Here is a 22884-nt window from a genome sequence, read left to right as displayed (position 1 = left end):
CTCAGGCGTGGGGCCCGGCGCCGACAGCGATCATCGCGGAGAACACCACCACGGTGGGTGCCGACTCGGCGCCGAAGACGTCCGTCGCGAACACCTCCACCGTGTGCGGGCCCGGGGTCCAGGCCCACTCCGACTCCCAGAACCAGCCTCCGTCCGGACCCACGGGCACGGCCCCGATGACGACACCGGCCTCGCGCAGCCCGACGTGTGCGGCCCCTGGCGCCGAGCCCTGGAACATCACGGCGCGGCTGGACAGTTGCTGCTGCGGAGCCGGGAAGGTGACCGCCGGGGCGTTGCCTCCCGCGGGGGGAGGGACCATCGCGGCTCCTGTCCCGGCGCCGGCCTCGTACACCGGAATCCGGGCCGGTGCCGCTCTCTCCGACACGGTGAACACCACCTCCGTACGCGGTGAGTGGAAGCCCGCCGGGTCCACGGCGAACAACCGCACCACGTGCTTGCCCGGCGGCAGCCGCTTGGGCGACTGCCACATCCAGCTTCCGTCCGGGGCGGTGGGCGGGGACGCCAGGAACTTGCCGTTCTCCCAGAGACTCACCCGCACCGAGCCCGGCGCCGTCCCCCCGACGCGGACCCCTTCCGGGTGCACCTCCTCTGCCTGCCGCGGTGTCAGCACCGTGGGAGCGGGGAAGGTGTCCTCCTTCACCAGCGAGGTGGAGCTGAGGTACGACTCGATCGCCGACCTGTCCCGGTCGGGCTCCTCGCGGCCGTTGCTCACGAAGCCCAGGCGCGGAGCGATGCCGTCGATGAGGAAGTTCAGCAGCCCCATGAGCGCGGGCACGTTGCGGCGGGTGACCTGCGTGTGGTCCGTGATGAACGGGGAGTCGCTGAAGACGAAGTTGAAGTTCTCGTAGTGCTGGAAGAGCCCCAGGAAGGGTTCGACCTGCACGGGGTACTGCTCGTCCTGCGGGGAGGACAGCAGATAGACGTTGGCGCGACTGTTGGTCCCGGAGCGCACGAGTTCGGGGATCACCTCGTCGAGATAGCGCACCTTGTCCGGCGTCACGTCCTCACCCATCATGTAGCGGGCGACCTTGGGGTGGACGGTCTGCACGTAGGTCCCGACGCTGAACTGCGGTACGACGGAGACGATGTTGCGGAATCCGTAGCGCAGGCCGAAGTACAGCGCCGCGCTGCCGCCCTTGGAGCCGCCCCACATCGTGCAGTCGTCGGGGGTGAGCCCCAGGGCCCTCATGACGTTCCCGATGAGCGTGACGACGGACTCCTGTAGCGAGAAGTCCATGCCGCGGCACAGGTAGTAGCTGTTCATCCCGTCGAACCGGTCCTTGATCCACAGGATGTTGGCCCGCAGGTTGTCGAACACGCCGTTGGACCAGCCGTAGTCGTCGGGCGCCGAGAAGTTGGCGAAGACGACGACGAGGTGCCGGCTGCCGTTCTTGGCGTGGGCGAAGCGGTACTCCACGGGGAAGGCGCCGGAGGCCTCGATGCCCTCCACCAGTGTCCGTTTACTCGCGGGCTTCTCAGGCATGTGCGGGTCCAGTCCTTCGCGTGTTCCCCCGCCGCACGGCCCGTCCGGCGAGGACGCCACCGCGCCGGTCGCGGGACGTAGGGTGATCGTTGTGTTCGTATCCAGCCGCGGCGGAACCCGGTCTCCCGCCGCCCGCCCTCCACGCCGCGCCCGCGCGTGGGTACTTGCCGTACTGCTGCTGGTGCTGTGCGCCTGTGAGCGGACCCCCGCCCCCGCTCGGCCGGAGGTGCGGGCCACGCCCGCGTGGCAGGGCGGCCTCGTGGGTGTGGCGACCTGGAACATGTGCGGGGTCGACGCGTGGGGCTGTGCGGAGACCGGCGGGCGCGCGGGCAAACGGAGCGCGCTGGCACGTCTGGCTCAACGGCCTTCCGTGCACGTGGTGTTGTTGCAGGAAGTGTGCCGTCCGGACCTCTCCGCCGCGCTCGCCGCGCTCGGTTCGCGTTGGCACAGCGCCTGGCTCCCGTACCACTACGCGGGAGAGAACGGCCGCCTCACCGGGGTCCCGTGCGATCGCGAGGACGGTGACGCGCGTGCCGGGCTGGCCGTGCTCGCCGACCGGCCGCTGTCGCGGGTGGCGCCGGTCACCACGCCGCGGCCGACGACAGGGCTGCGTCGCGGTGCCGTCTGCGCCACGGTGGCCGCCTATCGGCTCCGGGTCTGCGACGCCCACCTCACCCCGCTCGGCAGCGATCACGCCCATCCTCACCGGGAGTACCGCGCGGAGGAGTTGCGGGCGCTGCTCGGCGCGGCGGGGGGTGGGCGCTTCGTGTACGGCGGGGACTTCAACCTCAATCCGCCCGGCCGGGCCAACGCGGCGAGCGGAGTGTGGCCGAGGGCCGCGTACCGGACGCACCGGGAGTGCGACGAGGGACGGGAGCGGCCTCGTCCCACCCATTCCTCCGGGCACAAGCTCGACTACCTGTTCACCGCCTCGCCGCGTGCGGGGTGCGGCGTGTTCGAGACCGGCGCTTCCGACCACCGGGCCCTGGTGATGACGGTGAGACTCCCCTGAGAGGGACGCGCGGCTCACGGCACGATCACGCCCTCGTGCACGCGACCGGAGGGCACTCCCTCCCCCCGGCTGTGCGCCGTCGGGCGGGGCGGAGAAGGGCGGCGCTGCACGGGGACTCCGTAACCGCTGGGCCCCTCAAGGGCCAGGTGTTGGTCGGCTCTCTCCAGGGCCGGGCGCGGCTCGGGCCCGCGGCCGAAGGCGGCCGGCCGGGATCTGGCCGGATCGAGGTCCCCACCCGCCACGAGCATGCGGTCGACCACCCGGCCGGCCGCGTTGCCGTCGTCCAGATCGCAGAACTCCCGCTGGAACCAGCGGTACCGCTCGTCGTAGTAGGCGCGGATGCGGTCCACGTCGCGGATCGCCGAGATCAGTTGCTCCGAACTGTCCAGGAGCGGGCCGGGCGCGGACTGTTCGAAGTCGAAGTAGAAGCCGCGCAGGGTGTCCCGGTAGTGGTCAAGGTCGTAGGTGAAGAAGAGCAACGGACGGCCGGTGTTGGCGAAGTCGAACATGAGGGACGAGTAGTCCGTGATCATCACGTCGGTGATCAGGGAGAGGTCCGCCATGTCCGGGTAGTCGGACACGTCGTGGACGAAGCCGTTGCCCGCCCCCGGTACCGGGTCCACGACATTGGGGTGCCGGCGCACCAGCAGTACGTGGTCGGCGCCCAGACGCTGCCGGGCGTCGTCGAGATCGATGCGGAAGTCGAACTTGTACTGTCCGGGCGCGTAGAACTGGTCGTCGCGCCAGGTCGGGGCGTAGAGCACGACGCGTTTGCCGGGCGGCAGGCCGAGCCAGGCCCGCACTCGTTCGGCGCGGCGTTGGGTGTCGGTCCTGCGCAGCACGTCGTTGCGCGGGTAGCCGCTGGCCAGCATCTCCCCCGGGAAGCCGAAGGCGCGTTGCAGGATGGGGGTGCTGAAGCTGTTCGGGGAGACGAGGAAGTCCCAGTTCTGCACCTCCTTCTCCACGCGCTCCAGGTAGCGCTTGTCGGCGAAGTGGACGGCCTCGATGTCGTGGCCGATCTTCTTGAGGGGCGTTCCGTGCCAGGTCTGCATGACGACCTGCCCCTCGCGCTTGACGAACCAGTCCGGCAGGTGGTTGTTGGCGACGACGTACCGCGAGGTGGCCAGCGCCTCGTACCACTGCGGGGACCACATGCGCACGGGGGTGACGCCGGGCGGTACCTGCACCTGATCGTCGCGGACGACCCACAGGTAGGTCAGGCCGAGCCGCCTTCGCTGCATCTCCTCGTGCATGGCGCGCGGGCTGTCGGAGTACTGGGTGCCCTTGAAGGCGTCGAACAGCACGGTGTCGCGCAGCGGCGTGCGCCGCGCGGCCGGGTAGGCGCGGGTGCGCTGGACCTTCTGCCGGTACGGTCCGCGGGCTTCGGCCGGCATCGCGGAGTGCACGAGCAGGGAGAGCCGGTCGTACGCCTCGGCCTGGAGTTCGTAGCGCCGCTCCAGGTGGACGAGGCGCTGGGGGAAGGAGCCGAGCGCGTCCTGCTCGATCTTGACCATGAGGTCCTCGCCGCGATCGACCTTGCCGTGCACCGCGGGGTCCGCTCGCCGCAGGAAGAAGTCCCAGCGGCCCGCGGCCAGGGGGATGTCCCCGGCCAGGGTGCGCATCGCGGTGGGCGTGAGGACCGCTTCGAAGTCGTGGCCGTGCCAGCTCAGCGGCACCGTCCGCTCGGCGCCGTGCGCCCGGGACCGTACGATCAGGGCCGCGCCGCGGTACTCCTCGCTCGTGAGGCGGTCGGCGGCCGCGTAGTGGCCCGACAGGACGAGTGAGCCGTCCTCCCGCCAGCCGGCCCGCCGCACGAGCGGGAGGGTGGCCCGCTCGAACACCACGAGGTATCCGGCGCCGTTGCGGTGCACGACGACCTCGCGGTCCCCCCTGGGGGTCTGTACCGAGTCCGGCATCCGGTAGTGGCCGTCCGGCGTGTCGTCGGCCACCACTGGGTACAGGGGCGCCTTGCGGCCCTCGACGTGCAGCGTGGTCTTCCATCCGTTGCTGCCCATGCTCCACGCCTCCGGCACGCCGGTGGCGCCGGCCCGGGTGCGCGAGACGGGCACGAGCCGGGCGAGCGGGATGCGGGTGACGAAGGTGCACCAGCCCTCTCCGCCCGCGGTGAAGCGCACCGGGGCGTCGTGCTGCGTACCGCCGTTCATGCTGCTGACCCGGAACTTGCCCCATTCGGGGATCTTCGGGCCGAGGTGGACCCCGCCGATCTCCAGGTGGTCCCCCACCACCCGGTGCCGGGTGATGCGGCAGCGCACCACCTCGACCCGGATCTTGAGGGTGCCCTGGAGGAAGAGCGGCACGACCCGGGTGTTCTTGGCGACGTAGAGGTGGGGCGGGTTGGCGGCGCTGTCGGCGTGGCCCCGGGCGATGCCCTTGTAGCGGAACAGGCCGCGGCTGAGCACACCTGCCGCGACGTCCCACGTGCCCTCGACCCACTGGCCCTTGCGCTTGAGGCGGGTGACGTCGATACGGGATTCAAAACCCGCCCAGTCGTAGCAGTAACGGCTCTGGCTGGAACGTTCGGTGGCCTCGGGGAAGTACGTGGTGCGCGCCGCGGCGACGACCGTGCGGCCCTGCTTCTTGTTGCGCAGGGCGATCGCCTTCACCGACATGCGCTTCCTGTGCACGTTGATGAAGCGGATGTAGGCCGAGCCGGTGAGCGTCAGCATGCCCTCGTCCCAGTGCGCCCCGTTGAGCGAACCGTGCAGGGACAGCTCCTTGTCCAGCCGGTAGGCCTTCTTGTCCAGGCCGACGCTGCGGTCCCCGAGGTAGGGGTAGTTGAGGTAACGGTGCAGACGACGGCGCACCGGCAGCGGGCCGCCCTTGCGCTCGAAGGCGATCACGTCGAGCAGTTCGGGCAGCATCCCCGCCCGGACCAGGGACCACTTGACCCGTGCCTCGGCCGGGAGTTCGTCGAGGATGTCGCTGTCGGCCCGGTCCAGGAAGGCGTTGGCATAGTCCATGAAAAGGGTCTGGAACTCCTCGTCCGCGTCGGGCAGCGACTTGAGGTGGGTCATCAGGTCCGACTTCAGGCACACGACGTCGTACTTGCGCTTGTGCTCCTCGTAGAGGCGCGAGCGGTGCCCGCCGAGGAAGTCGCTCACCGAGCGGACCGCGCTGACGCGGTCGCGCAGGTTGTCGATCTCGGTGTACCGCTGGGTGATGGACGGGGCGGCGCCGCCGTCCCGTCTGCGCCAGAAGTAGACGATGTCGGTGATGACGTCGACCTTGGCCGCGCGGAAGTGCGCGAACATATTGACCCAGGAGTCCTCGTAGAGGACGCCCTCGGGGAAGGCGATGAAGTTGCCGTCCCAGAAGGTGCGCCGGAAGACCTTGTTCCAGACCGTGCGGTCGTAGATGAGCCCGTCGAAGCGCGTGATGTGGGTTCCGGTGCGGTTCTTCTTCGACAGTCCCTGGTGCAGCGGCGACTGCCACTTCTTCGTCGAGTTCATCATCTGGACGTTCCCGGAGACGAAGTCCGAGCCCGAGGTCTCCAGCGCCCGCACCATGCGGTCGTAGGCGTACTCGGGGATGACGTCGTCACCGTCGACGAAGGCGAGGAACTCGGCCTCGGGATGCGCGGCGCGGATGCCGACGTTCCGGGCCTGCCCGGGTCCGTGGGATTCCTGGCGGATGAGCCGGAAGCGCGGATCGCGGCGGCAGTAGTCCTGCGCGATGGCCGTGGACGCGTCCGTGGACCCGTCGTCCACGAGGACGACTTCGAGGTCGGCGAAGGTCTGGCAGGCGATCGACTCCAGGCACTCCGTCAGATAGACCTCTACGTCCTGGAAGGGCACGACAACACTCAGTCGAGGCCGCTCGGGCACGCTCACTCCTCAGCAAACCGGCACGGCTCGCTGGAGTGCTCGTCCCCGAACCGTGTGCGCCACTCCCCCCAGGAGAAAGGACTGCTCTGTCCCACCCGCGCACCAGCAAAAAATTGAATACCTGACCTTCACAGGGTGGACACATACTGCATGGTCGTGTTCATGCTGTCAACAGATTTCATTCAGGAAGCGACTAATACGGGCATACCCCTGCCGTCCCGATGTCAACTTCCATGCAACCATGACCCCTCGAAAACGTGTCTATAGTTCAGTCGCACCACTCCGACCCCGGGCCGGCCGCCTCCCCCCACCCGAGCCCTGCCCCGTGTGACCAGCAGGCGTCGCAGAAGAGGAAGCCCAGGCATGACCGAGACCGGAACCGAGACCGGAGGCCAGAGCACGCCGCCGGCCTCCTCCCACCGCAGGCGCAAGAAGGCCGGCAAACGGCACGTCGGGCGGTGGATTCTGCTGAGCCTGCTCGTGATCGTGCTCGCCGCGGGTGGCACCGGCTGGTGGTACTTCGAGCACCTCAACGGAAACATCAAGGGCGTCGACATCAACAAGGCGCTGGGCAAGGACCGCCCCGAGAAGGCGGTCACCGCCTCGAACGCCACCAACCTCCTGGTCCTGGGCTCCGATTCCCGGGCCGGGGACAACGGGAAGCTGGACGCGGGCAGCGTCAGTGGTGCCCGTTCGGACACCGCGCTGCTCGTGCACATACCGGAGGGCCGTCAGCAGGCGGTCGCCGTGAGCATCCCCCGGGACACGCTGATCGACCGTCCCGAGTGCGTCAAGCAGGACGGGGGCACGCTCCCGGCCGCGCACCGCGTCATGTTCAACTCCGTCTACTCGGTGGCCGGTCCGGCCTGTGTGGTGAAGACGGTCGAGAAGATGTCGGACGTCCGCATCGACCACATGATGGAGATCGACTTCGCCGGCTTCAAGGGACTGGTCGACGCCATCGGCGGGGTGAGCGTCACGACCGACGAGGACATCCACGACAGCAAGAGCGGCTTCGACCTGCCGAAGGGCACCCACAAGCTCGACGGGACCGACTCGCTCAAGTTCGTGCGCACCCGCTACGGACACGGCGACGGCAGCGACCTCGGACGCATCGGTCTGCAGCAGCAGTTCATGCTGGCGCTGCTCAGCGAGATCAAGAAGCAGGACCTGCTCGGCAGCCCCACCAAGGCCGTCAAGATCGCCAACTCGGCCACCAAGGCGCTCACCACCGACGAGGACCTCGCCTCGATCACCTCGCTCGCCGAGTTCGCCCGCAGCATGCGTGGCATCGACCCGAACACGATGGACACCATCATGCTGCCGGTCGCCTACGACACGCAGGACCGCAACCGCGTCGTGCCCGCCCAGCCGCAGGCCGGCCAGTTGTGGAAGGCGATCCGCGAGGACACCGAGATCCCCGAGTCCGCGAAGAAGTCGCCCGCGACTGGTGGCTGACCCGCCGTAGCGAGCCGGGTCACAGCGGCACAGGGGCGGGGCCCGGTCCGAGGACCGGGCCCCGCCCCTGTGCCGTCACCGGCCTCGCGCCGGCCCGGATCAGACCGTGATCGACGGGGCCAGCGCGAGGCCGGGGTCGCCGTTCTGCCGGGCCACCCGCAGCCTCCCGTCCGCGCCGAGCGTCGTGAGGACCACGCGGCCGTGCGCGTCCACCGCGAGCCCCGGCTGCCCGATGCTCTCCTCGCCGGTCGGCGCCCACCACACGCCCCCCTGCTCGTTCTCGGTGCCGCACGCGGCGAGCAGTATCTGCCCGAAGGCGTCCCGGTAGGCGAAGACCGTGCAGTCGTACCCGTCGAGCGACGCGCGCACCACGCTGACCGGCCCCTCGGCGGGCGCCCCGCCCAGCGGCAGCAGCCAGCCCCCGGGCCGGTGGCCGACGACTCCCCCGGTCTCGGGGTCGGTCCAGTAGTAGGTGACCCGGTCCTCGGCCGTCTCCAGGGCGGTGAGGCTGCCGGGGACGACCGTCAGCGGGATGTCCGCCGCGCGTTCGATGGCGACGCCCGGCCGGGGCCGCACCCAGTGTCCGGCCGGCCCCTCCCCCGCGCACAGCGCCTCCAGGCGCCCCGCGTCGGTCGCGACGGCGGCCGGGGGCCCCTGGAGCAGGCTGCCCTTGAGGTCCTTCCACGCCGCCCACTTGCCGGTCTTGTCCTCCCAGCGCACGCTGAGTCCCCGGCCCGCGTTGCGGACCAGCACGTGCACCGTGCCCACCGTGTCGATCACCACCGCGGGCACCCCGATCAGTGCCTGGCGGTCCGCGGTCTGGTTCGGCGTACCGAGGGAACGGAACGGCGCCAGCGGCCGCCCGCTCTGGTACTGCACCGCGTGCACGAGGTCCGTGGTCGCGGGCGCCCCCTGCCCGGGAACCGCCCGGCGGCCGACGAGATGCGCGTACCCGTCCCTGCCCTGCGCGATCGTCAGGTCCGTGAGGTGCGGGCCGGGGAAGTGGTCGGGTCCCGACCACTCGGGGCCGCCCGGCCGGGTCTCCGTCCACCGGGACACGCCTTCGGCGGTCAGCGCGTACGCGGTGAGCCGCCCGTCCTTGCCGCGCAGCAGCCAGCGGCCCAGCGGGGTCCGGAGCGGGCCGCTGCCCGCCCCGCCCGCCGATGCCGCCGTCGGGGAAACCGCTGCCTGTGCCGCCTTGTCCGATCTGGCCCGCATGATGTGAGGTCGTCCTCCCGTGGTTCCGGCCGGGCTTCCGGCCCGCGCCGCGCCCGCGTCGGCAGGCGGGAGCAGCGCTCATCATAGAATCACCACGCCCCGCGCCCCGGAGCGGCCGGTACCGCTGCGAGCCCTGTCCGGCCCCATCATGGGTCCGTGAACCAGCCTCCAGAACCCCTGAGTCCCCGCCGCACCCTCGTCGTGGACGGCGCCAACGTGGTCGGGGCGGTCCCCGACGGCTGGTGGCGCGACCGCGCGGGCGCCGCCCGCAGGCTGCGCGACTCCCTCGTACCCTACGGCGATGCCGGGCTGCCCGGCTGGCCCGCCCCGCTGGAGGTGGTCCTCGTCGTGGAGGGCGCGGCGCGCGGGATCGGGGACGTGCCCGGGGTGCGGGTGCTCGCGGCGGAGGGCAGCGGGGACGACCGGATCGTGCGGGCGGTGGCCGAGGCGCCCGGTCCCACCCTCGTCGTCACCGCCGACCGTGAACTGCGGCGCCGGGTCGAGGCCCTGGGCGCCGAGTGCGCGGGGCCGCGCACGGTACGGCCGTGACCGCCCCGCACTCGCCCGTACGCCGTCGGCCTCGGCGCCGCGCGAGCGGTACGGCCGCGTCCACGGCCGCCCCCCGCCGCCGTCCCGCGCGGCTCCACCGGCGCCCGGTGCCGCCCCCGTGGCTCACGGACGTGTCCCGGACGCCGTGTCGAGCCGGCTGTGGGAGCGGCCGTACGTGAAGTAGACGACGCAGCCGACGACCATCCAGACGACGAACCGCAGCCAGGTCTCGGAGGGCAGGTTGAGCATGAGCCACAGCGAGGCGAGGACCGAGACGATCGGCAGCCAGGGCACGAACGGGGTGCGGAAGGAGCGCTCCAGGTCGGGCCGGGTGCGGCGCAGCACGATCACGCCGAGGGCCACCACCACGAAGGCGAACAGGGTCCCGATGTTGACGAGTTCGGCGAGTTCGTCGATCGAGGTGAACCCGGCGACGGCGGCGACGACCAGCCCGAGCAGCAGCGTGGAGCGGTAGGGCGAGCCGAAGCGGGGGTGGACCCGGGAGAACGCCTGGGGCAGCAGTCCGTCCCGGCTCATCGCGAAGAACACGCGGGTCTGGCCGAGCAGCAGGATCATGCAGACCGAGGTGAGGCCGACGGCCGCGCCGAAGCTGATGAGCCCGGCCCAGAAGGGGTGGCCGACGGACTTGAAGGCGTCGGCGAGCGGGGCGTCCACGCTCAGTTCGGTGTACTTCTGCATCCCGGTGACGACGACGGACACCGCGATGTAGAGGACGGTGCAGATGACGAGGGAGCCGAGGATGCCGCGCGGCACGTCGCGCTGCGGGTCGCGGGTCTCCTCGGCGGCGGTCGCGACGACGTCGAAGCCGATGAACGCGAAGAACACGACGGCCGCGGCGGTGAAGATGCCCATGATCCCGAAGTTGGACGGGGTGAACCCGGCGACGACCTGGATGAGCGGGGCGGCGAGCCCGCTGCCGCCCTCGGTGCTCCGGGAGGGCGGTACGAAGGGGTCGTAGTTGGCGCCGGTGACCAGGAAGGCGCCGACGACGATCACGATCAGCACGACGGTCACCTTGACGGCGACGATCACGTTGGTGACCCGCGAGGACAGCTTGGTGCCCGCCACGAGGATGCCGGTCAGCACGAGGACCAGGAGCGCGGCGAGCAGGTCGAAGCCGAACGTCCCGCCGTGGGTGCCGCTGAGCGCCTGGGGCAGGTGGAAGCCCGCCGAGTCCAGGAGTGAGCGGATGTACCCGGACCAGCCGACCGCGACCACCGCCGCGCCGAGGGCGAGTTCGAGGATCAGGTCCCAGCCGATGATCCAGGCGGGGAACTCCCCGAGGGAGGCGTAGGAGAAGGTGTAGGCGGAGCCGGCCACCGGGACCGTCGAGGAGAACTCGGCGTAACAGAGGGCGGCGAGCGCGCACACCACCCCGGCGACCGCGAAGGCCACGGCGACCGAGGGCCCGGCGTTCTGCTTGGCCACCTTCCCGGTGAGGACGAAGATTCCGGTGCCGATGACCACGCCGACGCCGAAGACGGTCAGGTCGAGGGCGGACAGGGATTTCTTGAGAGCGTGCTCGGGCTCCTCGGTGTCCTTGATGGACTGTTCGATGTTCTTGGTGCGGAAAATGCTGCGGCTGCTCACGGGCGTACCTCCCACGCTCGGCGTCCTCGCATGATCGGGAGAGTGATGGGCCACGTATGCCCCCGCAGGCGCGGTTTCACGCGAACGGGCCGCCACCACCACCCGCAAGGAGTGGCGAAGGCGGCCCGCAGGACTCGGCCGGAAGGGGCCCGGGTCAGTCGCGCGCGGTCTCCACGGAGGAGGACTCGGGGTGCTCAAAGCGGCCGTCCAGCTCCGCGACCAGGCCGGTGACCTGGCGGGCGATGTCGGGCGCGGTGAGCCCGATCTCCGCGAGCACCTCCTTGCGGGAGGCGTGGTCGAGGAAGCGCGGCGGGATGCCGAAGTCGCGCAGCGGCAGGTCCACACCCGCGTCGCGCAGGGCCTGGGCGATCGCGGAGCCGACGCCGCCGACCCGGCTGTTGTCCTCGACGGTGACGACGACGCGGTGGCGTTCGGCGAGCGGGGCGAGGGCCTCGTCGACGGGCTTGACCCAGCGCGGGTCGACGACGGTGGTGGAGATGCCCTGCTTGTCGAGGAGGGCGGCGACCTCCAGGCACATCGGGGCGAGCGCGCCGACGGAGACGAGGAGCACGTCGGGCTTCGCGGTGCCCGGCTCGCGCAGGACGTCCATGCCGCCGACCCGGTCGACGGCGGGGACGGCGGGGCCCACGACGCCCTTGGAGTAGCGCACGACGGTCGGCGCGTCCTCGACCTGGACGGCCTCGCGCAGCTGTCCGCGCAGCTGCTCGGCGTCGCGCGGGGCGGCGATGCGCAGGCCCGGCACCACCTGGAGCAGCGACATGTCCCACATGCCGTTGTGCGAGGCGCCGTCGTCCCCGGTGACCCCGGCGCGGTCCAGGACGAAGGTGACCCCGCACTTGTGCAGGGCGACGTCCATGAGGACTTGGTCGAAGGCGCGGTTGAGGAAGGTCGCGTAGACGGCGAAGACGGGGTGCAGTCCGCCGGTCGCGAGGCCGGCCGCGGAGACGGCGGCGTGCTGCTCGGCGATGCCGACGTCGTAGACCCGCCCGGGGAAGGCGTCGGCGAACTTCTTGAGGCCGACCGGCTGGAGCATCGCGGCGGTGATCGCGACGATGTCCTCGCGTTCCTCGCCCAGCCGCACCATCTCGTCGCCGAAGACCGAGGTCCAGCTCGCCGCGGCGGTCTTGACCGGCAGGCCGGTGTCGGGGTGGATGGGGCCGATGCCGTGGAAGCGGTCGGCCTCGTCGTGCTCGGCCGGCTCGTAGCCGCGGCCCTTCTGGGTGAGGCAGTGCACGATGACCGGGCCGCCGAAGCGCTTGGCGCGGGTCAGCGCGGACTCCAGGGCCTCGATGTCGTGGCCGTCGATCGGGCCGACGTACTTGAGGCCGAGGTCCTCGAACATGCCCTGCGGGGCGATGAAGTCCTTCAGGCCCTTCTTCGCCCCGTGCAGCGTCTCGTAGAGCGGGCGGCCCACGACGGGGGTGCGCTCCAGGAGGTCCTTGCCGCGGGTCAGGAAGCGCTCGTAGCCGTCGGTGGTGCGCAGGGTCGCCAGGTGGTCGGCGAGGCCGCCGATGGTCGGCCCGTAGGAGCGCTCGTTGTCGTTGACGACGATGATCAGCGGGCGGTCCTTGGCGGCGGCGATGTTGTTCAGCGCCTCCCAGGCCATGCCGCCGGTCAGGGCGCCGTCCCCGATGACGGCCACGACGTGGTCGTCCTTCCTGAGGACCTGATTGGCCTTGGCCAGTCCGTCGGCCCAGCCCAGGACGGTCGAGGCGTGGCTGTTCTCGATGACGTCGTGCTCGGACTCGGCGCGCGAGGGGTAGCCCGAGAGGCCGCCCCTGGTGCGCAGCTTCGAGAAGTCCTGGCGGCCGGTGAGCAGCTTGTGCACGTAGGACTGGTGGCCGGTGTCGAACAGGACCCGGTCCCGGGGGGAGTCGAACACCCGGTGCAGGGCGAGGGTCAGCTCGACGACACCGAGGTTGGGCCCCAGGTGACCGCCGGTCTTGGAGACCGCCTCCACCAGGAAGGTCCGGATCTCCTCGGCCAGCTGGTCGAGCTGCTCAGGGCTGAGCCGGTCCAGATCGCGCGGTCCCGTGATGCGGGTCAGCAGCGGCACCCGTGCCTCCTTGCAGTAAGAGCTGTTCGAGCTTTCCGAATCCAGTGAGTCTAGGCCCTGCCGACGGTCCGGCGGGTGCCGGGGAACGTCGGCGGCGGGCGAGGTGCGTCACGCGCGAGCGCGTGTCACGGCCATGATCCACCCCGGCGACGGCGGGCGCACGCGCCGGTGCCCGGCCTCCCACGAGGGAAGACCGGGCACCGGCGGTGGCCACAGGGCCGTTCGGGCTCAGGCGCGGCCCGCGGACTTCTGGGTCTTCCGGGTGACGGAGTCGATCACGACGGTGGCCAGCAGCACGCCACCGGTGACCATGTAGACGATCGGGGTGGCGACACCCTGCAGGGCCAGACCGTTCTGGATCGAGCTGATCACGAGGACACCGAGCAGCGCGTGCCAGGTGCTTCCCCGGCCACCGAAGAGGCTCGTACCGCCGATGACGGCCGCCGCGATGGCGTTCATCAGGAGTTCACCGGTGCCGGCGCCCTGGTTGGCGGTGGCGATCTTGGAGGCCAGGAAAAGACCGCCGGCCGCCGCGAAGCCGCCCGCGATGGCGAAGACCGAGATGCGGATCAGGACGACGTTGATGCCGGCCCGGCGGGACGCCTCCACGCTGCCACCGAGCGCGAAGATCTTGCGCCCGTAGGAGGTGCGGCGCAGCACGAAGTCCGTGATGATCACCAGCGCCAGGAAGATCACCAGTGCCAGGGGGGTGCCCTTGTACTGGTTGAGCATGATGGCGACGGCGAAGGCGAGGACGGCGAGCAGCGCGGAGCGCAGGATGATCTCACTCAGCGGCCGCGAGGGGACGCCGACGGCCTGACGGCGGCGCGCGTCCAGGAAGGAGCTGAGGAAGAAGCCCGCCACCGCGAGGACCGCGAGACCGTAGGCCACGGCCACGTCGGAGAAGTAGTACGTGGTGAGCTTGACGATCATGCCGTCGGGGTTGAGGTTGATCGTCCCGTTGTCGCCGAGGATCTGGAGCATGAAGCCCTGCCAGAACAGCAGGCCGGCCAGGGTGACCGCGAAGGCCGGGGCGCCGATCCGGGCGAAGAAGAAGCCGTGCACGGCGCCGATCACGACGCAGGTGACGATCGCGATGAGGATCGCCAGGCTGTCCGGTACGCCCTTGTTGACCGAGAGAACCGCGGAGAGGGCTCCCGCCACACCGCTGACCGAACCGACCGAGAGGTCGATCTCGCCGAGCAGCAGGACGAAGACGATGCCGACCGCGATGAGCCCCGTGCCGACCATGGTGATGCTCATGGCGGTGAGGTTGCCCGCGGTCAGGAAGCCACCGTTGAGGCTCGCGAAGATGATCCAGATGACGATGAGGCCGGCGACGACGGGCATGGTGCCCAGCTCGCCGCCGCGTATCTTGCGCTTGAACTCGGACACGTACCCGCCGAAGCCCTGCTCGCGGACGAGCAGCCGGGGGTCGATGGCGGTGACGGCGTCGGCGGCGGCGTCGGGGTTGCCCACGCTGTCCTTCACACCGCCACTCTTCGAGGTGTCCACGGAGGTGTTGTCGGTGCTCACTTCTGCACTCCCACGCTACGGGCCGCGCGGCGGGTCACGGCGTTCTCCGTGGCTCCGGTGATGGCGGAGATGATCTCTTCCTGCGAGGTCGTCTTCACGTCGAAGACGCCGTTGTTGCTGCCGAGGCGCAGGACGGCGACCTTGTCGGCGACCGCCTTGACGTCGGCCATGTTGTGGCTGATGAGCACGACCGCGTGGCCGCGCTCGCGCAGCCGCTCGACGAGGTCGAGGACCTGGGCGGTCTGCTCGACGCCGAGGGCGGCGGTGGGCTCGTCGAGGATGACGAGCTTGGGCTCGCCGAGCATCGAGCGGGCGATCGCGACGGTCTGGCGCTGACCGCCGGAGAGCGAGGCGATCGGGATGCGGACGCTCGGGATGCGGATCGACAGCGTGGTGAGCAGCTCGCGCGCGCGACGCTCCATCTCGACCTCGTCGAGGACGCCGCGCCTGCGCAGCTCCCGGCCGAGGTAGAGGTTGCCGACCACGTCGATGTTGTCGCACAGCGACAGGTCCTGGTACACGGTGGCGATACCGAGGGCCTGGGCGTCGTGCGGCTTGTTGATCGATACGGGCCTGCCCTCCCACTCGATGACTCCGTCATCGATGGGGTGCACACCCGCGATCGTCTTGACCAGGGTGGACTTTCCGGCTCCGTTGTCGCCCACCAGGGCGACCACTTCACCGGCGTGGACCTCAAGCTCGACATCGGTGAGCGCCTGGACGGCACCGAATCGCTTGGAGACCCCGCGCAACGCCAACACGGGCGCAGCGGACACGTGAACCATCTCCTTCGCCGCCTGACCGGCGGGGATGCCGCGCCCGGGGGGTGTGGGCGCGGAAAGGGTAGAGCAGAAAGATTGGGGGCCACCGTTGGTCCGTCCGGCACCCCGCCCCCGTAGCGGGACAGTTGACGGGGCGAGGTGCCGGACAGGTCTCGGGGTGGCGCGGGCCGGGGGCGCTGGTCTGCGGGGGCCCGGCCCGGAAGGACTACTTGAGGCCGAGCTTGTCGCAGGCCGCCTTGTAGTTCTTGGTGCAGATCTCGCTGAGCTTGTAGAACTTCTCCTTGAGCACGGTGTCCGAGATGTTGTCCTTGGTCAGCGAGACAACCGGGATGATCTTGCTCGGGACGGCCTTCGTGGTGGCGCTGTCGACCTTGTCGGGCGCGATGGAGGCCAGGTCCTCACCCTTGCCGACCGCGACGGCCAGCTCGGCGACCGTGTTGGCCTCCTGCGGGTAGGACTTGTAGACGCTCATGAACTGGTCGCCGGAGATGATGCGCTGCACGGCGCCCAGCTCGGCGTCCTGGCCGGTGACCGGCGGGAGCGGGCTGATACCGGCGGCCTTGAGGGCGGTGATGATACCGCCGGCCATGCCGTCGTTCGCGGAGTAGACACCCACGATGTTCTTCTTGCCCAGGGCGGAGATGGCGCCCTCCATGTTGGAGTTGGCGTTCTCCGGCTTCCACTCCTTGGTGTCGTACTCCTTGCCGACGTTGACCTTGCCGTCGAGCGCGGAGTGCGCGCCCGCCTTGTAGTCGCCGGCGTTCGGGTCGGTGGCCGACCCGTTCATCATGACGATCTTGCCCTTCTTCGCCTTGTCACCCAGCTCCTTGAGCAGGGCCTCGCCCTGGGCGACGCCCACGGCCTTGTTGTCGAAGGAGGTGTAGGCGGAGATCGGGCCCTCGGCCAGGCGGTCGTACGCGACGACCTTGATGCCGTCGTCCACGGCCTTCTGCACGGAGCTGCGGATGGCCTTGGCGTCCACCGCGTCGACGATCAGCACGTCCACCTTGTTGGTGATCATGGTGTCGACCTGCTGGGCCTGGACGCTCGCGTCCTGCTTCGCGTTGTTGTAGAGGACCTGCCCCTTGCCGTTGGTCAGTTCCTTGACCTTGGCGGTGATGAGCGGCTTGTCGAACTTCTCGTAGCGCGCGGTCTGGTTCTCCGGAAGGAGCAGACCTATCTTCAGCGCGTCGCCCTTGCTCTTGGCCGGGGCCGAGGCCTTGTCGTCGCTCTTCTTGCCGTCGTCCGACTCCTTGGCGCTGCCACAGGCGGCGAGAGAGACGGCCATTGAGGTGGCTGCGAAAGCGATGGCGGCACGACGCATGCGCGTGTTCATGTGGAACCTCCCTGACGAGGCCGCGTCGCTGCGGCCGAGGTGGCTGGAAGTCAACTCGGCTCACAGGTCGGCGTCAAGGAGTAAATACTTAACGAGATGGCAACGGTGTCATGCGTTCTCTAAGTGAAGGCAGGTGTAGAGGACTTCACGGATTCGTCCAAAAGGGCCGAATCGCCCATTTCGCTCAGGGCGAGGGCGAGGGCGCCGAGGACCTCCGCGCGGCCCCCCAGGGCCCCGGGAAGGACCCGAAGCTGCCGCCCGGCGCTGGGGATGGCGTAGCGCCCCACGGACTCCCTGATGGGCCCGAGGACCAGCTCCCCGGCCTCCGCGAGGTCTCCGCCGAGGACGACCCGGCGGGGGTTGAGGAGATTGCAGAGATTGGCGACCCCGCTGCCGATGTGGCGGCCCACGTCGCCCACGACGCGGCGGCAGCCGGGGTCCCCGTCCCGGGCCAGCCGCACCATCCGCTCCAGGGTGAGGTCGGTGCCGTGGCTGGAGTGCAGGAGCGGCAGGACGTACCGGGCGGCCGTGAAGGTCTCCAGGCAGCCGCGGTTGCCGCAGCGGCACACCGGCCCGGACTCGTCGAGGGTGATGTGCCCGATCTCGCCCGCGGTGCCGCCGGGGCCCCGGTAGATCCGCCCGTCGATCACCAGACCGGCGCCGACGCCGCTGGCCACCTTGATGTACGCGAGGTCCTTGACGCCGCGGCCGGCGCCCCACACGAGTTCCCCGAGCGCCCCGAGATTGGCGTCGTTGTCGACGTGCACGGGGACGCCGAGCCGTCCGCTCAGCTCCTGCGCGGGACGGGTGCCCGTCCAGCCGGGCAGTATGGCGGTGGAGCCGAGGGTCCCGCTCTCCACGTCGATCGGTCCCGGCACGCCGAGCCCCACGCCCGCGATCTTGGAGGCGTCGACCCCGCTCCTGGCCACCAGCCGGGAGACGACCTCCTCGGCGCGGTCCAGGCCCTGCGCGGCGGAGGCGTCGACGTCCAGCGGCTCGGACTCCTCGGCGAGCACCTGATGGGCGAGGTTGCCGAGGGCGACCCGCAGGTGCGTGTGGCCGAAGTCGACGCCGATCACGATGCCCGCGTTGCCGCTGAGCGAGACGCTGCGCGCGCGCCGGCCGCCCGCCGAGGTCGGCGTCACCTCGACGGTGCCGCCCTCCCGCAGCTCGCGGACGATGTTGGAGACGGTGGCGGCGGACAGGCCGGTCGTCCTCGCGATCTCCGCCTGTGTCAGCGAGCCGGCGAGCCGCACCGCCCGGACGACACGTTCCAGATTGGCCCGGTGCAGAGACGACTGCGACCCCGGAGTCTCCATTGACCCATCCACTCCTGCCCTCGACCGGACGGCCCTGACGGTCCGTCCGCGACCGGTCACTGGGAGTGACCCCGGCCACGTACAAGTTGTGAACTCCAAACTCCGCTGTCCGGGTTACCGCAGTCAAGTCCTTGAGCCAGGCCGAAACCGAGTGGGTATGTGGCGATGTGGTGCGCGTCGGGAGGATTCGCCAAGTCCGCCTCGGGAGGATTCGCCAAGTCAGGGGCCGCGGAGCGCGCGTGAGTGCGCCCGGTGCCGCGTCCTCTCCGGACACGGCACCGGGCGCTGTCGGGGGCGCGCGGTGAACGCGGTTGCCGCGGAAGCTACTTGAGCGCCCCCGCAGTGAGGCCCGACTGGACCTGGCGCTGGAAGACGATGTAGGCCGCGAGCACGGGGAGCATCGCCATGACGAGCCCGGCGAACAGTCCGGACCAGTCGCCCTTGTAGCCCTGGCTCGTGGCGAGGGCCACCAGCCCCTGGGTGAGCACCTTCTTGTCGGGGTCGGTGTTGAGCACCGTGGGCAGCAGGTACTGGTTCCACTGCCCGAGGAAGTTGAAGATGCCGACGCTGATCAGTCCGGGCCTGGCCATCGGCAGCATGACCTGGAAGAAGGTCCGGGTGTGCGAGGCCCCGTCGATGAGCGCGGCCTCGGCGACCGAGGTCGGCAGGGTCCTGAAGAAGGAGGTCAGGAAGAAGACCGTGAACGGCAGCGAGTACGCGATGTAGACCAGGATCAGCCCGTGCGTCGTGTTGAGCAGGCCGAGGTTCTTCATGACGAAGAACAGCGGGACCAGCGCCAGGATGATCGGGAAGCTCATCCCGCCGACGAACAGGAAGTAGATGAACCGGTTGCCGGGGAACTCGAAGCGGGCCAGCACGTAGGCGCACATCGAGCCGAACAGCAGGGTGCCCACCAGGGAGAAGAACACCACGATCACGGTGTGCAGGAAGTAGTCGCTCATGTGCGCCTGGGTCCAGGCGCGCGACCAGTTCTCGAAGTGCAGCTTCTTGGGCAGCGACCAGGGCGAGTTGAAGATCGACCCGTCGTCCTTGAAGGAGGTCATCACCGCCCACAGCAGCGGCATCACGACGAGGATCGCCCAGATGATCAGGACACCGTGTGAGAAGACGTTCAGCACGCCGCCGGACTTGCCCTGGCGACCGCTCGCGTCGGTCTTCGTGAGCGGGGCGCGCGGCCCGGGGACCTTGTCGGCGGGGACCGCGTCGGCGGGCGGAGGGGTGTCAGTGGTCTTCATCAGAACTCCAGCCGTTCCCGCCGGCCCAGCCGCATCACGATGGCCGAGAAGATCAGCGTGATGATCAGCAGGGCGACGCCGATGGTGGTCGCATAGCCCGCCTGCCCGTCCCGGAACGCCTTCTGGTAGACGAGCAGGGGCAGCACGGTGGTGGAGTCGGCGGGGCCACCGGGGCCCACCGACATGATCTGGACGACGGCGAACGCCTCGGCGCCCAGCGAGAGGATGCCCATGTACACCCAGCCGGACTGCACGGTGTCCCACAGCAGCGGCAGGGTGATGCGGAAGAAGGTGGTGAAGCGGCTCGCCCCGTCCAGCAGCGCGGCCTCGTAGTAGTCCTTGGGGATGGAGGCCATCCCGGCGGAGAACAGCACCACGAAGAAGCCGACCTGGGTCCATACGAGGACGGCCATGATGCACCACAGGGCGAGGTTCGGGTCGCCGAGCCAGTTCGGCTGGACGCTGCCCAGACCGATCCCGCGCAGCACCGAGTTGAGCGCCCCGCTCTTGGGGTTGTACGCGAACTGGAAGAGCAGCGCCACGATCGCGATGGACAGCACCTGCGGGAAGAAGTAGACGATCTTGTAGAAGGCGGAGCCGCGGACCCCGGCGATGGCGGCGCCCTTGCGGCGCCTGCCGCCCACGTTGACCATGAAGGCCAGGAAGAGCGCGATGCCGAGGACGACCACGGGCAGCAGGAGCACGTAGGTGATGCTGTGCTGCGCCGACTTCCAGAAGGTGTCGTCGTCGAACATCTTGGTGTAGTTGTCGAAGCCCACCATCTTGAACTCGGGGCTCAGGCCCGTCCAGTCGGTGAACGAGTAGTAGATGGCCTGGATGAACGGCCATATGACAAAGACCGCGTATATCGCCAGTGGGACGATCAGGAAACCGGCGATGAACCGGTACTTGCCGTGCTGCATGTGTCTACCGACCCCGAATCTGCGGCGGGTTGCGCCGTGCTGCTGCCGACGGGAGCCGGAGGCCGCCGCCCCTCGCGGGGGCGGCGACCTCCGGACGGGACGATCCCTAGCGGTGCTTGTAGTGCGTGAGGGAGCTGTCCTTGGCAGCCGCGTCGGCGTACTGCTGGCACTTCTTGACGGCCTCGGCCGGGGTCATGCGGCCGGCCATCATCTCGCCGAGCACGCCGACGCCGATCTTCTGCTTGTTCAGCTCGACGTACCAGTCCTGCAGGCGCGGGTTGAGCACGTTGTCACCGGCCTTGGCCAGGCTGTCGATCCCGGACTGGAGGGCGGTGGACAGTTCGAGCCCGTCGGTGCCGCCGTTGAAGGCCGAGAGCGACTTCACCTTGGTGGTGAAGTTCTTCGAGGACGCCTCCGACAGCATCAGGCGCAGCTGCTCCATGCCGCCGTCGGGGTTCTTCGCGTTCTTCGGCACGATGAAGGGCTCACCGCCCGAGGCCCACAGCGTCCCGAAGGGCAGCTTGTCGGAGCTGTCCAGGCTGGAGGGCGCGGCCACCTTCATCTGGAAGTCCTTGGGCGTGGTCTTCGCCGCCTCGTTCTCCACCCAGGAGCCGTTGGGGAGGAACAGGGCCTTGCCCTTGGTCCATTCGGTCTGCGACTGGATGTGGTCGAGGCCGGGCGTGCCCTTGAGGACGTAACCCTTCTTGTACAGCTCGTAGTACGCCTCGAAGCCGGCCTTGACCGCCGGGTCCTTCCAGGCGTTCGGCTCCAGGTTGTCGATCTTGTCGAGGACCGCGCGGCCACCGATCTTGCCGATGAAGGGGAACAGCGAGAAGGGGAGGTAGTACGGGTACTTGCCCGCGTACGTCCAGCCGGCGATGCCCTTCTTCTTCGCCTTGGCGCACACGCTGAGCATGTCGTCCCAGGTCTCCGGGTACTCCACCTCCAGCTTGTCCAGGGCGGTTTGCGAGTACCACACGCCGTAGACCGTGTAGGCGTAGTTGAAGACGTAACACGCCTCGCCGTCGTACTGGCCCATCTCGACGATGCCGGGCCGCAGGGTGTCGCGGACCTTCTTCTTCGGGTCGTCGGCCGAGGGGGCGTCCAGCAGGGCGGTGAGGTCGGCGAGCTGCTTCTTGCCGATCAGGACACCCATGTCCATCTGCTCGGCACCGGAGTTGTCGATCAGGTCGGGCGGGGTGCCGCCGTTGAACCGCGGCTGGAGCTCCGACTGGATCTTCTGCGTCGGGGTGAACTTGACCTTGGCCTTGGGGTGGTTCTTCTCGTAGAGCTTGACCGCGTCCTCGGCGTACTCGGTGCCGAAACCGCCGTCGAACAGGACGAAGTCGAGGGGAGCGCTGTCGTTGACGCCGAGCGGGTTCTTGTCGCTCTTCTCCCCCTTGTCGACCTTCTTGTCCTCCGAGCCGCTGTCGCTGCTCGCGCAGGACGCCAGGAAACTCATGGTGGGCACGGCGACGATGCCGAGTGCCGCGGAACGCTTGATCAGATCACGGCGGCCGACACCTTGGGGGCGCGCTGCGGAAGATCCCATGCTCAAGTCCTCGCCTTCATCAGGACTCAGGCGGTGAACCGGACCTTCCCCGGCACCGCGGTGAAGTGAAGCTGGGGTCGTGCTGAAGTTGCTCTGTCGTGCGTGGCGGGAACACGTGACTGGACGTACGCGTACGCCGAAGGCGCGGCGGAACCGGACCGGCGCCGCGCGCCCGTCGTCTCCCCCGTTCCCCTGGTCGCGCCCGGTGGTGAAAACCCGGCCGGGCGGACGCCGACAGGTATAGTCCACTTCCCGTCACAGGGGCAAGATCAAGAGCCCCATCGGCCGTCAGTCTTTCCCTAGTTGAGACCTCGCGGAAACGAGAGGAACCGGCCCTTGCACCCAACGCCCCTGCTCAGAGCCGTTTTTCGCGATGCGGGCCGAGGAGATTGTTCCGGGCCGGGACGAACTCCGTTGCCCGGCCGGAACCCTGGCGGTCGTGGTCGCGCACAGCGCTGAAAGGAGAGAACGGCATGATCAAAGGTCTGGACAAGATCGAGGTCATCACTCTGTTCGTGGAGGACCTGCCCGCGGCGAAGGAGTTCTACAGCACGGTCCTCGGCCTGCCCGTCGTGTACGAGGACGCGGCCTCGGCGGTGGTCGGCTTCGAGAACCTGATGATCAACCTGCTCCGGTCCGGCGAGGCGGACACGCTGGTACGGCCCGTCGGGGTCGCCGGCCCCGACGCGGGTGCCAGAGTCCTGTTCACCTTCGCGGTGCAGGACGCGGACGCGGTCTGCGCGGAGCTGGAGCAGCACGGCGTGTCCCTGCTCAACGGGCCGGTCGACCGGCCCTGGGGACGGCGTACGGCGGCGTTCGCCGATCCGGCGGGGCACGTGTGGGAGATCGCGCAGATCCTGCCGCCCGCGGCCGGTTAGGGAGCGGGGCACGGGGACGGGTGGCGAC

At 69.6% G+C, this 22884-nt stretch carries 16 protein-coding genes; 4 read left to right on the top strand and 12 right to left on the bottom strand.

The features are described from left to right. Position 1: 1 nt before the first annotated feature. Positions 2-1504 (bottom strand): hypothetical protein, encoded by a 1503-nt coding sequence (locus ACFYMP_RS12040; protein WP_388854649.1) that lies wholly within the window; start codon positions 1502-1504, stop codon positions 2-4. Positions 1505-1595: 91 nt separating this feature from the next. Between ACFYMP_RS12040 and ACFYMP_RS12035 the strand changes: the two genes are divergently transcribed. Continuing rightward, positions 1596-2516 (top strand): endonuclease/exonuclease/phosphatase family protein, encoded by a 921-nt coding sequence (locus ACFYMP_RS12035; protein WP_388854646.1) that lies wholly within the window; start codon positions 1596-1598, stop codon positions 2514-2516. 14 nt (positions 2517-2530) lie between these two features. On the opposite strand, the gene ACFYMP_RS12030 is transcribed toward ACFYMP_RS12035, so the two are convergent. Beyond that, entirely contained in the window at positions 2531-6361 is a 3831-nt protein-coding gene (locus tag ACFYMP_RS12030; protein ID WP_388854643.1) for a CDP-glycerol glycerophosphotransferase family protein, read from the bottom strand. Between the two features lie 363 nt (positions 6362-6724). Between ACFYMP_RS12030 and ACFYMP_RS12025 the strand changes: the two genes are divergently transcribed. Then, the gene (locus tag ACFYMP_RS12025; RefSeq protein ID WP_388854640.1) at positions 6725-7819 is read left to right on the top strand and encodes an LCP family protein; all 1095 of its coding nucleotides are present in this window, start codon (positions 6725-6727) and stop codon (positions 7817-7819) included. Between the two features lie 99 nt (positions 7820-7918). Here ACFYMP_RS12025 and ACFYMP_RS12020 read toward each other — a convergent pair whose 3' ends face one another. Beyond that, the gene (locus ACFYMP_RS12020; RefSeq protein WP_388854637.1) at positions 7919-9037 is read right to left on the bottom strand and encodes a hypothetical protein; all 1119 of its coding nucleotides are present in this window, start codon (positions 9035-9037) and stop codon (positions 7919-7921) included. Positions 9038-9214: 177 nt separating this feature from the next. Between ACFYMP_RS12020 and ACFYMP_RS12015 the strand changes: the two genes are divergently transcribed. Next, positions 9215-9586 (top strand): NTP pyrophosphohydrolase, encoded by a 372-nt coding sequence (locus tag ACFYMP_RS12015; RefSeq protein WP_388855155.1) that lies wholly within the window; start codon positions 9215-9217, stop codon positions 9584-9586. 123 nt (positions 9587-9709) lie between these two features. Here ACFYMP_RS12015 and ACFYMP_RS12010 read toward each other — a convergent pair whose 3' ends face one another. From ACFYMP_RS12010 to ngcE, 9 genes are all read right to left on the bottom strand, one after another. After that, positions 9710-11197 carry an amino acid permease gene (locus ACFYMP_RS12010; protein ID WP_388854634.1) on the bottom strand — a complete coding sequence of 496 codons (1488 nt, stop codon included), beginning with the start codon at positions 11195-11197 and terminating at the stop codon, positions 9710-9712. 154 nt (positions 11198-11351) lie between these two features. Further along, a complete protein-coding gene (gene dxs, locus ACFYMP_RS12005; RefSeq protein ID WP_388854631.1) occupies positions 11352-13274 on the bottom strand; it encodes a 1-deoxy-D-xylulose-5-phosphate synthase in 1923 nt (640 codons plus the stop codon). Between the two features lie 228 nt (positions 13275-13502). Next, a complete protein-coding gene (locus ACFYMP_RS12000) occupies positions 13503-14810 on the bottom strand; it encodes a sugar ABC transporter permease (protein ID WP_388854628.1) in 1308 nt (435 codons plus the stop codon). Then, positions 14807-15595, bottom strand: coding sequence for an ATP-binding cassette domain-containing protein (locus ACFYMP_RS11995; RefSeq protein ID WP_388854625.1), 789 nt, complete (start codon positions 15593-15595; stop codon positions 14807-14809). The genes ACFYMP_RS12000 and ACFYMP_RS11995 overlap by 4 nt, the downstream gene beginning before the upstream one ends. A gap of 202 nt (positions 15596-15797) precedes the next feature. After that, entirely contained in the window at positions 15798-16928 is a 1131-nt protein-coding gene (locus ACFYMP_RS11990; protein WP_388854622.1) for a substrate-binding domain-containing protein, read from the bottom strand. A gap of 119 nt (positions 16929-17047) precedes the next feature. Beyond that, positions 17048-18247, bottom strand: coding sequence for an ROK family protein (locus ACFYMP_RS11985; protein ID WP_388854619.1), 1200 nt, complete (start codon positions 18245-18247; stop codon positions 17048-17050). 323 nt (positions 18248-18570) lie between these two features. Next, positions 18571-19503: a carbohydrate ABC transporter permease gene (locus tag ACFYMP_RS11980; RefSeq protein ID WP_388854616.1), complete on the bottom strand. Its 933-nt coding sequence runs from the start codon at positions 19501-19503 to the stop codon at positions 18571-18573. After that, entirely contained in the window at positions 19503-20426 is a 924-nt protein-coding gene (locus ACFYMP_RS11975) for a carbohydrate ABC transporter permease (RefSeq protein ID WP_388854613.1), read from the bottom strand. The genes ACFYMP_RS11980 and ACFYMP_RS11975 overlap by 1 nt, the downstream gene beginning before the upstream one ends. A gap of 106 nt (positions 20427-20532) precedes the next feature. Further along, a complete protein-coding gene (gene ngcE / locus ACFYMP_RS11970) occupies positions 20533-21978 on the bottom strand; it encodes an N-acetylglucosamine/diacetylchitobiose ABC transporter substrate-binding protein (protein ID WP_388854610.1) in 1446 nt (481 codons plus the stop codon). A gap of 473 nt (positions 21979-22451) precedes the next feature. Here ngcE and ACFYMP_RS11965 point away from each other — a divergent pair, with 473 nt between their 5' ends. Further along, positions 22452-22856 (top strand): VOC family protein, encoded by a 405-nt coding sequence (locus tag ACFYMP_RS11965; RefSeq protein WP_388854607.1) that lies wholly within the window; start codon positions 22452-22454, stop codon positions 22854-22856. Positions 22857-22884: the final 28 nt, after the last annotated feature.

The sequence above is a fragment of the Streptomyces sp. NPDC007088 genome, from assembly GCF_042869355.1.
Lineage (GTDB): Bacteria > Actinomycetota > Actinomycetes > Streptomycetales > Streptomycetaceae > Streptomyces.
The sequence above is the reverse complement of the archived record's forward strand: the minus strand, read 5'-3'. Positions and strand labels throughout refer to the sequence as shown.